Raw genomic sequence first — 11,593 nt, 5'->3', positions numbered from 1 at the left:
AAGGAAGACTGGAAGAGCTGGAATTAATTATTTCAATATGGGCATAGACCCTGTCGAGGAGCATATCCAGCCTCCACCCATGGATAGGTAGAACGAAGGAATGTAGGGACATAGATCCTGAGAGATATGGGAGGTTAAACTACCATGGAAATGTGGAGTTCCAATAAGCGACCATATTTTTTAAAAATAATAGTTAAGTTTTTAGATTACTTTATCCTTGCAATTCCAAATATTAATTGGTTTTAATAATTAAATCCATATTACTTTTATAAGAAAGTAAATTTCTAAGAATAAGTGAGCATGAGTGAGATAAATTTAATTTATAGAGGGAGTGAGAGTAGTGAGTAGTCTAGGTTTTTTAGGGCCAACAGGTACCTTTACTGAGTTGGCAGCCAAGGAGTATGATAGTAATATTAAAGATCATATAGCTTATCAAGATATTAAAAGTCTCTTTGAAAGTGCTTCTAAGGGAGAAGTAGATAAGGCTATAGTTCCTATTGAGAATTCAATTCAAGGAGCCGTTACTTTGACTTTAGATCTTTTAGTAGAGATGGAATTGAAGATTATAGGTGAAACTGTTATTCCTATTAGCCATAGTTTACTAGCAAAAAATGGTGTTAGTTTGGATGAGGTGGAGAATATTATATCTCACCCCCAAGCGTTGGCCCAGTGTCGTGGTTTTTTAGAGAGTAATGTTAAGAGCTATCAAACACATATAAGCAACAGCACAGCAGAAGCTATTCAGAAGATACAAAAGTTAGAAGAAGGGTGGGCAGCTATAGGCAATAGTCAAGCAGCAGATCATTATGAGTTGGAGGTTATAGCTGATAGAATACAGGATAACAAAGAGAATTGGACTAGATTTATTATTTTATCAAAAAAAGAGAGTGGGATAGATGGTGATCATAAAACATCTATTATATTTTCTAAGGAAGAAGACCACCCTGGTGGACTTTATGATATCCTCCATGAATTTGCAATTAAAGGAATTAACTTAACTAGAATTGAATCTAGACCAGCAAAAAGAGCCTTGGGTGATTATATCTTCTTTATAGATTTTGAAGGTCATTATGAAGATGATAAAGTTAAAGCTGCATTAGATTTGGTGCAGTATAAGACTTCTTGGTATAAATTGTTAGGATCGTATCCTAAGGCTGAAATAAAATAGTACTAATAAGAGGTGTTCTTTAAATCTGTAGAATACGGAGATTAGATCTGGAAAATAACCAATTGAAATTAATAGAAATTTATGATAAAATAATTAGGTGAAATTGTAATTATAAGGAGGTATTATTATGGCTGGACATTCTAAATGGGCCAATATTAAACATAAGAAAGCTAAGGAAGATAAAGCAAGAGGAAAGCTCTTCTCTAAGTTAGTTAAAAAGATAACTGTTGCAGCAAGAGAGGGTGGGGGAGACCCTGAAATTAATAATGACTTGGCGTTGGTTGTTCAAAAAGCTAAGGATGCCAATATGCCTAAAGATAATATTGAAAGAGCTATTAAAAGGGGTACTGGAGAGTTAGAAGGTGTTAACTACGAACAATTTGTTTATGAGGGTTATGCACCTGCTGGAGTAGCTTTATATATGGAGATAATGACTGATAATCGTAATAGGGCAGCTTCTGAAGTACGCCATGTTCTATCGAAGAATGGTGGTAATTTAGGTGAAAGTGGTTGTGTGGCATGGATGTTTGAGAGAAAGGGCCAACTAATTATCGATAGAAGTGAAGTCGAAGTTGATGAAGATGAGATTATGCTAGCGGTCTTAGAAGCAGGGGCAGAGGATATAACTGTTGATGAAGCTGCAGTTGAAATAATTACTGAACCTGGAGATTTAAAAAGTGTTAGAGATGCTTTGGAAGATATGGGTTATAAGTTTACAGATAGTGATGTGGCTATGATTCCAGAAAATAAAATATCATTAGATGATCCAAATGATGCTAAGAAGGTATTAAAGCTAATCGATGCTTTAGAAGATCACGATGATATTCAAGAGGTTTATGCTAATTTTGATATACCAGATGAAGTTATGGATCAAATCGAGGATGAAATATAATAGATTAACTAAGGCTTGAAGGGAAACCTTCGAGCTTTTTTCAGTATAGAGGTTATAAGTTGTTACTGGTTGTACTTCTATATTAGCACAAGGTGTTAAATCAGCAACTTAGCTTTATAGATTCTAAATAATAATCATTAAATGTTTTGGAAATACTACCCCTATAAGGGGTGAGAGGATGAAAGGATCAAATAAATTAATTCTTATTCCATTGTTTATGGGTGTTATTGCTGGGCTAACTTATTTAGCTATGGATTCATTTCTTGGCTTTGATTTGGGAGAAGAAAAGGATTATAATAGTGAGATATTGGAGTTTAGGGAGAAAGAATCTTTAGATCAAGAATTGGATCAGAAGGGGTCTTCTATTAAATCACTTAATATTGTTGATATAATTAAAAGAGAAGAGAAGAGGCTTAATGATAAGATTAAAAGCATACCAGATATTAGTTTAGATGGAGGGTTTGTCTTAGATTGGTTTAGTGAGAACAAAGAGCTAAAAGAAGATAACCCCTTCTTAGATATGAACTCTAAAGAAGTTGAGGAGAAGTTAAGAGAGGGTAAAGATGAAGGTTTAGATAATGATAAAATAATTGAGTTTGGTAAGGATGAGTATGTAGGAGAGGGTAATTTCTATCATAATAAAGCTAAAAAAGCTGAAGAAGAGAAGAGTGGTGAAGGATTAATGACTTTAGAAAGTGATAAGGATGAAAGGGAAGTAAAGGTAAATAAAGCTTTCTTTTTAGGAATCAAGGATGGATATATAGCAATTTATAGAGGTGAGATATTAGGTGAAAAAGAATTGATTGAGCTTAGAGAAGATATACCTGTTGATGAACTATCAGAGAGGGATAAAGAGAATTTGATGAAAGGGATAGAAGTAGAGGATAGAGAGGAATTACTCAGCATGTTAGAGGGATTTGTTAGTGCTATAGAAGAGTAGGGCGGCACAAGAAGTATCGAGTTCAAAAAAGAAATGCTAACTCCGCCCACGAAGAGTTTTTGTGGGCTTGCCACGGAGGGTTTGGTTTTTGAACCCGAAGGCTTTAAAAATTCGTAGGGGCACCTTTGAAATTGGGATTGCACAAGTGGTTTATGTTTTTTATAAACCATGAGGCACCTTTGAAATTGAGATTTCACAAGATGTTTTTGTTCTTTAAAACATTGAGGGATAGTGGATAGTCTGTGGCTTGGTCATAGACTATAGAGACAAACTGGAGGAGAAGCAGTTTTTTACAGGTTGTTTTTTTCCCTTATGAAGAGGGATTTGCCCTTTCTTCTTGAATTTAAAAAAAGGAGGGAGGGTTATTTTGATGATTTCGTACTTAAAAGGGAGATTAATCAGGAATAATGTTGATTATATAGTAATTGAGGTTAAAGGTGTTGGTTACAAAGTATATGTGCCAGCCAATATACAGGAATCATTACCTAAGGTAGGAGAAGAAGTAGAGGTATATACACACCATTATGTAAGGGAAGATAATATTTCTTTATATGGATTTTCTAATATAGAGGAGATGGAGTTATTTGAAGAACTTTTAAGTGTTTCAAAGATTGGCCCTAAGGTAGGATTGAATATATTAGCTACCCTTTCAGTTAATGCCTTTAAATTAGCTATAGTCAATGGAGAGATCGAATCTCTAAAGGCGATTAAAGGGATTGGTAATAAGACGGCAAAGAGGTTGATTTTAGAGTTGCAAGGTAAGATAGACCTTGATAATATAATAGAAGAGAGTAATGCTTCTATTACAGATAATAGATTTAATGATGCAGTAGATGCTCTAATAAGTTTAGGTTATAAAAACGGAGAAGCCTCTAAAGTTATTGCCAAGGTATTTAAAGAAGATGATGCATTAAGTGTTGAAGATTTAATCAAAGAGGGATTGAAGAATTCAGGTTAGAATTTGGGTTGATTTAGGAGGATATTTACTTATGGAAGATAGATTTGTCTCTCCTGCTTCAAGGCAGGGCGATTTAGATTATAACTTAAGACCAAATAATTTAGCTAACTATATAGGTCAAGAGAAGATTAAAGAGAATTTAAGTATATTTATTAAAGCAGCCATTGAGAGGGGAGAACCATTAGATCATGTTCTTTTATATGGACCTCCTGGTTTAGGAAAGACTACTTTGGCTAATATAATTGCTCAAGAGATGGGAGTAGATATTAAGACTACATCTGGTCCAGCTATAGAAAGGCCAGGGGATTTAGCAGCAGTCTTAACAAAATTAAAACCTAATGATGTTTTATTTATTGACGAGATTCATCGTTTAAATAGAGTGATTGAAGAGGTGCTTTATCCTGCTATGGAGGACTTTGCACTTGATATTATAATTGGTAATGGTCCTCAAGCTAGATCTGTAAGGTTAGATCTGCCTAAGTTTACTTTAGTAGGAGCTACTACTAAAGCAGGTAGTTTAACCTCTCCTTTAAGGGATAGGTTTGGTGTAATCAGTCGATTACAGTTTTATAAAGAAGAAGAGTTAACTAAGATTATTATGAGGGCTTCTAAAGTTTTACAAGTTGGAATTGAGAAGGAAGGCGCAAAGGAAATAGCTTTAAGGTCTAGGGGGACACCAAGAATAGCAAATAGGTTTTTAAAAAGGGTAAGGGATTTTGCTCAAATAGAAGGTGATGGTATTATAACTCGCCAAATAGCCAATGAATCATTACAAAGGTTGGATGTTGATGAATTGGGCTTAGATAGAATAGATAGAAAGATACTCTTGACAATAATCAATAATTTTAATGGTGGTCCAGTAGGTGTTTCTACTTTAGCAGCTGCAATTAATGAAGAGGTAGAGACTGTTGAAGATGTTTATGAACCATATCTTTTGCAGATAGGGTATTTAAACAGAACTCCTAGTGGAAGAAAAGCAACTAAATTAGCTTATGATCACTTTGATATTGAGGTGAAGAGTAGTTGAGAAATATATTAGGAGGACAACTTATACTTATTGGTTTAATAATTGTTGGAGTTGGACTCTTTATTAAGTTAGGTTTACCCATTGGCAGATTACCAGGGGATATTTATATTAAAGGTGATAATTTTGTTTTTTATTTTCCTATAACTACAGGCATATTGATAAGTTTAATAGTGTCGCTAATCTTGAGATTATTTAAATAGAAGGGTATGGTATAAAAGATGAAATTAAAGGTCCTGTTGGTTGTACTAATAGTCTTTGTTATGCTAGGTCAAGCAAGAGGGCAAGAGATAATTAAGATTGGGCTGTTAGATGATGTACAGGAAAGTGTTATTGGTGCTGAAGATGGTCTTAGGGTTCTTGAAGATAATGGTGAATCTATCTCTTTAACAGAGAAGGACGTCTATCAGTTTGAGAAAAAAGGTGATAACATTGGCTTTGCTGATAATCAATTAACTTCAGAATCTTTAATTATTTATCCTCAGGATTTCAATTCATTAATCTCTGTTAATGGGTTAGAATACAAAGGGTATATTGAGATTTTAAATAGGCCACAAGGTTTAACAGTTATTAACTATGTTGATTTTAAAAATTACTTATCTAGTGTTGTTGGTAGTGAAGTGAGCTCAAGTTGGCCTATGGAGACATTAAAGGCTCAAGTTGTTGTAGCTAGAACCTATGCTCTAAGGAATTTGGAATCACACCTAAGTAGAGGTTATAATCTCTCTGCTACCGTTAGATCTCAAGCTTATAAAGGGGTAGGTGTAAGTAATGAAAGGACTCAAAGAGCTGTGAAAGAGACTGAAGGTGAAGTAGTTGTTTATAATGGTAATTTAATCTCTGCGGTCTATCATTCTACAGCTGGGGGCCAAACAGCAGCAGGTGCAACTGTTTGGGGGAGTGAGACCCCTTACCTTCAAAGTGTTTCTTCTAATGATACGGAATCTCCTCATTATAGTTGGGAGAAGGTATATTCTAGAGAAGAGATAGAAAACATATTGAGGAGCCGAGGAATTAGTATTAAAAATTTGGACAGGATAAAATTGGAGGACAAAGGACCTTCAAGTCGACCTAGAAGTATAAGTGTTTATGATTTAGATGGAAGTCGTTATAGTATAAACAGTAATCAATTCAGATCTTGGTTGGATCTACGTAGTACTAGATTTGCCATAAAAAGAGATAATAGTTTGAGATTTAAAATTCCTTTGAATAGGTTTTCTTTTGATTTAAATAATCTAGGAAAAAGTAGAAGTTTTAATTTAACAGATAAAGATGGAGCTTATAGATTTGTAGGTAACGGATGGGGCCATGGTGTTGGTATGAGCCAATGGGGGGCTTATCAGATGGCTAAAGAGGGATATAGCTATGATCAAATATTGGCCCACTACTACCAAGGGACTGAGATTGGAACACGCTAAAGTTAAATTATATAGTAATAAAGTGTCACTTTCGTGCCACTAGTAATGGGTAATGAGTGAAGAGTAATGAGTAAAGTCAAAATCTCAAAACCTCAAAACCTCTTATAAGTCTTAGGTGACAAAGGGGTTTCTGTTTTTTTAAGGTTTTACCCATTACTCATTACTGATTACTCATCACCAGTAATAAAGCTCCGCTTTATTACTATAAATCGTCACTTTTATTAATATAGAAAAAAACAGGGGCAAGCCCCTGCTTTTAATTATTTAGTACCAAATAATCTATCTCCAGCATCTCCTAGACCCGGCTCAATATAAGCATGGTCATTTAACCTCTTATCAAGGGCTGCTGTATAAATATCTACATCTGGATGTGATTCTTGTAACTTCTTGACACCTTCTGGAGCAGCAACTAAACACATAAACTTAATATTTTTAGCTCCTCTATCCTTAACAAATTGCAAAGCTGCTATAGCAGTTCCTCCAGTAGCTAACATTGGATCTACTACTAATAATTCTCTAGCTTCTATATCAGTTGGCATCTTGCAATAATATTCAACAGGTTCTAAAGTTTCTGGATCACGATAAAGTCCAATATGTCCAACTTTAGCTGCTGGAATTAAATCAACAATTCCATCTACCATTCCAAGTCCTGCTCTTAAAATAGGTACTATAGCTAATTTCTTACCTGATATTACTTTAGAAGTAGTTGGCATAACAGGAGTCTCAATCTCCACTTCTTTTAGCGGCAATTCTCTTGTTACTTCATAAGCCATTAAAGTAGATATCTCATTGGCTAACTCTCTAAATTCTTTAGGTCCAGTCTCTTTCTTTCTTAAATAGGTTAATTTGTGTTGAATTAATGGATGATCTATTACATGTACTTCGCTCATTTTTATCCCCCTTAAGCTTTTTTGAGCTGTGAGCTGTTAGCTATGAGTCATGAGCTTACAACCCCTAGCTCTTAAATAATGGAAATTCACTTACTAACTCTTTTACTTCTGCCCTTATCTTATCTTTAAGATCTTCATTCTTTATATCCAATAGAAGACGAGTAATCAGTTCTCCTACCTTCTCCATCTCGCTTTCTTTCATACCTCTAGTAGTTAAAGCAGGAGTTCCTAACCTGATACCACTAGTTACAAAAGGACTTCTAGTCTCAAAAGGAATGGTATTCTTATTTACTGTTATTCCAACCTCATCTAAAACCGCTTCTGCTTCTTTACCAGTTAAATCATGGTCAGTTAAATCTACTAACATCAAATGATTCTCTGTACCACCAGAAACAACTCTGAATTTTTCATTTAATTTAGCAGCTAAAACCTTAGCGTTTTTTACAACCTGCTCTTGATAATTCTTGAAATCTTCACTTAAGGCTTCCTTAAAACAGACAGCCTTAGCAGCTATAACATGCATCAGTGGACCACCTTGGATCCCAGGAAAGATCGCCTTATCAATCTTCTTAGCTAATTCTTCTTTACAAAGAATCATTCCTCCCCTTGGCCCTCTTAAAGTCTTGTGAGTTGTAGTAGTTACAATATGCGCCCACTCCACAGGGTTTTGGTGTAACCCAGCAGCCACTAATCCAGCAATATGAGCCATATCAACCATTAAGTAAGCTCCTACTTGGTCAGCAATCTCTCTAAAACGCTTAAAATCAATCTCTCTTGAATAAGCACTTGCCCCTGTAACAATCATTTTAGGCTGCTCTTTCTTTGCCAGCTCAAGAATTTGATCATAATCCATTTTTTCATCATCATTGCTTACTCCATAGGAAACAAAGTTGTAATATCCACCTGACATATTAACAGGTGAACCATGAGTTAAGTGCCCCCCATGACTTAAATCCATACCTAAAACTGTATCCCCAGGTTCTAATAAAGCAAAATAAACTCCACCATTAGCCTGGGATCCAGAGTGAGGCTGGACATTAGCATGTTCAGCACCAAAAAGTTCTTTAGCCCTTTCAATTGCCAAAGCTTCTACCTTATCAACCTCGTGACACCCACCATAATACCTCTTACTAGGATATCCTTCTGCATATTTATTAGTCAATACAGTCCCCATTGCCTCTAAAACAGCTTCACTTACAAAGTTTTCTGATGCGATTAGCTCTAAATTATTTTTCTGTCTTCCTGCTTCCTTCTCTACTACTTCTGCTACCTTAGGATCAACCTTAAGTAAATTTTTCATTTTAATATTCACTCCCTACTCTTCTAATTTAAATATCTTATCTACTCTTCTTTGGTGCCTACCACCCTCAAACTCTTCACCTAACCAAGTCTTTACTATCTCTAAAGCTAATCCACTTCCAATAACTCTCTCTCCCATAGCAAGGATATTAGAGTTATTATGTTGCCTTGTAGCCTTTGCAGAGAATAGATCATGACAGAGAGCAGCTCTAACTCCTTTTACCTTGTTAGCTGCAATAGACATTCCAATCCCAGTCCCACAAATTAGTATCCCTCTTTCAAACGCTCCTCTAGAAACACCAAAAGATACCTCTTGAGCAAAGTCTGGATAGTCTACTGAATCTGTATTCGCTGGGCCAAAATCTTTATATTCAAACCCCAAATCGTCTAATAACACTTTAACTTTCTCTTTTAAGTTATAACCTCCATGGTCACTACCTATAGCTATCTTCATATTTAACACCTCCTTAACTTAATTTAGTCTGAATCGTTAAATGATTCTTTGTTTATTTTATTTTTCTACCAAGATGATTATGGATTTTGTGATTTTTGGTGTTGATTGTCAACTCTCAACTGCCTTACCCTATTCTTTATTCTTGAAAGTACTACTATTATCCTTCTGTTTTTTTAGGTTTTCTATAATCTTATCTAACTCTTCTTTGATCTCATTAGCACACTCTTGATAAACTGATAATGGTTGTCCAAAAGGGTCAGCTATATCTAAAATATTTCTACTGCCCTCTATCTCTAATAACCTTCTTTTTTCATCAGATATGTAATTATTTAATTTTCCTTCTATTTTAGAAAATTCATCTTCAATAGCATTAAGTTCTTTTAATATTCCACTTCTTCTACTCTCTAAATCTTTAATTTTTTGAGAATTTCGATTTAAAAAATCTTCTCTTTTTCTTTCAATAGAATTATATAGTTGTTCAAGCTCTTGAGTGTCCTTATTTACATCCTCAACTTTGGCAGCATACTCTTTTAAAGTATAAACCTTATCTTTAAAATCCGGATAATTATTTATAATAGATGACTTATGATTCTTAGTCATAGTTAGCACTACATCTACCTCTTCTATTAACTCTTTTGTTAAAGGAGTTGTCTTATGATCACTTAGATCTATACCTTTACTTTCCATAACTTTAATTGCTTGATTAGCAGCTGCTTCACCTTCAAAGGCAGCTAGACCTGCTGATTTAACCTCATAATCACCTTCCAATTTTCCCTTTAACAGATTCTTAAATAAGGCTTCAGCCATACTACTGCGACACGTATTGCCTGTACATACAAAAAGGAAGTTTTTCATAAATTCACCTCCATTTATATATTTTTTAGATACTAGACACCATTAAATGTATCCCCAATAAAATCAAAGTTACTCCCCCTAATACCTCTGCCCTTCCTTTTAGTAAACAGCCTACTTTATTTCCTATAAAGAGACCAAGGATAACCATAAAGGTTGTAATAAGGCCTAGGATAAAGCTACTAATTATCACACTGGAGTTTAAAATACCTAAAGTAAATCCTACAGAAAGAGCATCTATACTAACACTTAGAGCTAATACTAGCAAGGGCCAACCGCGCAAAGAAAATTCTAAATCACAGATATCCTTACTACTTAAACTTTCATAAACCATAACCATACCCAAGATCATCAATATTCCTGCTCCCAACAAAGAAGCAATATTATCAATAGTTCCTTCAAAGTAATAACTCCCAAAAAAGGTATGGAGCACATAACCAACTCCCATACCTAAAAGAGGCATAATAATATGTAATGCTCCAATTAATAAACTAAGCTTAATTATAAGTATAAGACCTATCCTTCTAACCCCTATAGCCATAGCTATAGAAAAAGCATCCGTTCCCAAAGCAATACCCAGTGCCAACAACTCAATTCTACCCACTATAACCCTCCTAAGCTTTAGTTTATAGCTTATAATGTACAATCAAAAATAACTAATCTAAAAGATAGACATTTAACTGCACATAGTAAGCTATAGACTTTATACTTATACAAGGCATAGAATATATTATCATCATTATTTCAAGTATTAATTATCAACTTTTAGCTAATTTATATCCTTGCCTTATAAATGTATATTCAAAGTTAGTGGGTCATATTTCTCTAAACTTCAATAATTTTATAACCTGTAGCCTTTCTTAAACGATTCATAATAGCTAAGCCTAGCCCTTGGTCAGAGATTCCTTCAATGAAAATCTTATCAACATCTAATTGATCAAACTCTCTTAATATCTTAAAGATATTACTTCCTACTTCCGATAAATTATACCTACTCCCCATAGACTTAACCACTACTCCATCAGGATAATTCTTAACTGATTGTTGGCTTGCCATCACTCCAAACTTACCTTCTTTATCTCCAAGCAATTCTATTATCTTATCAATAACTTTATCCTTCTCTCCCTCTACTAGAATAGCTTGAGCCTTTGGAGCATAATGTCTATACTTCATACCTGGAGATAGTGCCTTATTCGAGTCTTTTTCTTGCTTTCCTATTACTACAGGATCTACCTCAACCTCACCTATAACCGCCCTTAATTCTTCATATGTAATACCACCAGGCCTTAATAAAATAGGAACTTCTCTTGAAAGGTCAAGGACTGTCGACTCTAAGCCAAATCCTGTCTCCCCTCCATCTATAATAGCATCAACCCTTCCAGACAAATCTTCTACTACATGACTACAAAGGGTAGGACTTGGCCTGCCAGATAAATTAGCGCTAGGTGCTGCTATTGGCAATCCTGATTTAGCAATTAAATCTAAAGCAATAGAATGATCAGGCATTCTAAGGGCTATTGTATCTAATCCACCTGTAGTTACATCCGGTATTCCTTCTCCTTTTGGAAGTACTAAAGTTAAAGGTCCAGGCCAAAACTCATCGATTAACCTTTCTCCTATAGAAGGTAAATCACCCTTTATTAATGGTTTTATATCTTCTTTATCATTTATATGTACTATCAATGGGTTATCATTAGG

Annotated in this window: 13 protein-coding genes; 7 read left to right on the top strand and 6 right to left on the bottom strand. The window is 34.7% G+C overall.

Annotated features, from left to right (window positions below; translation table 11 throughout):
• Positions 1 to 340: 340 nt before the first annotated feature.
• From pheA to HALSAC_RS0108500, 7 genes are all read left to right on the top strand, one after another.
• On the top strand, positions 341 to 1,168 hold the full coding sequence (gene pheA / locus HALSAC_RS0108530) for a prephenate dehydratase (protein WP_027339917.1): 828 nt from the start codon (positions 341 to 343) through the stop codon (positions 1,166 to 1,168).
• A 127-nt stretch (positions 1,169 to 1,295) separates the two neighbouring features.
• The gene (locus HALSAC_RS0108525; protein WP_027339916.1) at positions 1,296 to 2,060 is read left to right on the top strand and encodes a YebC/PmpR family DNA-binding transcriptional regulator; all 765 of its coding nucleotides are present in this window, start codon (positions 1,296 to 1,298) and stop codon (positions 2,058 to 2,060) included.
• A 178-nt stretch (positions 2,061 to 2,238) separates the two neighbouring features.
• Entirely contained in the window at positions 2,239 to 3,000 is a 762-nt protein-coding gene (locus HALSAC_RS16480; protein ID WP_027339915.1) for a BofC C-terminal domain-containing protein, read from the top strand.
• A gap of 370 nt (positions 3,001 to 3,370) precedes the next feature.
• Complete coding sequence (gene ruvA / locus HALSAC_RS0108515; RefSeq protein ID WP_027339914.1) at positions 3,371 to 3,958, top strand: Holliday junction branch migration protein RuvA; 588 nt, start codon at positions 3,371 to 3,373, stop codon at positions 3,956 to 3,958.
• 31 nt (positions 3,959 to 3,989) lie between these two features.
• On the top strand, positions 3,990 to 4,985 hold the full coding sequence (ruvB, locus tag HALSAC_RS0108510) for a Holliday junction branch migration DNA helicase RuvB (RefSeq protein WP_027339913.1): 996 nt from the start codon (positions 3,990 to 3,992) through the stop codon (positions 4,983 to 4,985).
• Entirely contained in the window at positions 4,982 to 5,185 is a 204-nt protein-coding gene (locus HALSAC_RS0108505; protein WP_027339912.1) for a DUF2905 domain-containing protein, read from the top strand. Before ruvB ends, HALSAC_RS0108505 begins: the two co-directional genes overlap by 4 nt.
• A gap of 18 nt (positions 5,186 to 5,203) precedes the next feature.
• Positions 5,204 to 6,400 (top strand): SpoIID/LytB domain-containing protein, encoded by a 1,197-nt coding sequence (locus tag HALSAC_RS0108500; protein ID WP_027339911.1) that lies wholly within the window; start codon positions 5,204 to 5,206, stop codon positions 6,398 to 6,400.
• A gap of 260 nt (positions 6,401 to 6,660) precedes the next feature.
• Here HALSAC_RS0108500 and upp read toward each other — a convergent pair whose 3' ends face one another.
• The 6 genes from upp to HALSAC_RS0108470 form a co-directional block, all read right to left on the bottom strand.
• On the bottom strand, positions 6,661 to 7,290 hold the full coding sequence (gene upp / locus HALSAC_RS0108495) for a uracil phosphoribosyltransferase (RefSeq protein ID WP_027339910.1): 630 nt from the start codon (positions 7,288 to 7,290) through the stop codon (positions 6,661 to 6,663).
• A gap of 64 nt (positions 7,291 to 7,354) precedes the next feature.
• Positions 7,355 to 8,590, bottom strand: coding sequence for a serine hydroxymethyltransferase (locus HALSAC_RS0108490; RefSeq protein ID WP_027339909.1), 1,236 nt, complete (start codon positions 8,588 to 8,590; stop codon positions 7,355 to 7,357).
• 15 nt (positions 8,591 to 8,605) lie between these two features.
• On the bottom strand, positions 8,606 to 9,043 hold the full coding sequence (gene rpiB, locus HALSAC_RS0108485) for a ribose 5-phosphate isomerase B (protein WP_027339908.1): 438 nt from the start codon (positions 9,041 to 9,043) through the stop codon (positions 8,606 to 8,608).
• A 129-nt stretch (positions 9,044 to 9,172) separates the two neighbouring features.
• Positions 9,173 to 9,898 (bottom strand): low molecular weight protein arginine phosphatase, encoded by a 726-nt coding sequence (locus HALSAC_RS15445; RefSeq protein ID WP_051412150.1) that lies wholly within the window; start codon positions 9,896 to 9,898, stop codon positions 9,173 to 9,175.
• Between the two features lie 25 nt (positions 9,899 to 9,923).
• Positions 9,924 to 10,499 (bottom strand): manganese efflux pump MntP, encoded by a 576-nt coding sequence (locus tag HALSAC_RS0108475; protein ID WP_027339907.1) that lies wholly within the window; start codon positions 10,497 to 10,499, stop codon positions 9,924 to 9,926.
• A gap of 221 nt (positions 10,500 to 10,720) precedes the next feature.
• Positions 10,721 to 11,593, bottom strand: an 873-nt coding sequence (locus HALSAC_RS0108470; RefSeq protein ID WP_027339906.1) for an L-threonylcarbamoyladenylate synthase, incomplete at its 5' end; no start/stop codon positions are given.

Source organism: Halonatronum saccharophilum DSM 13868 (assembly GCF_000517025.1).
In the GTDB taxonomy this organism is placed as follows: Bacteria; Bacillota; Halanaerobiia; order Halobacteroidales; family Halobacteroidaceae; genus Halonatronum; species Halonatronum saccharophilum.
This window is presented reverse-complemented; position numbering and strand designations above follow the sequence as displayed.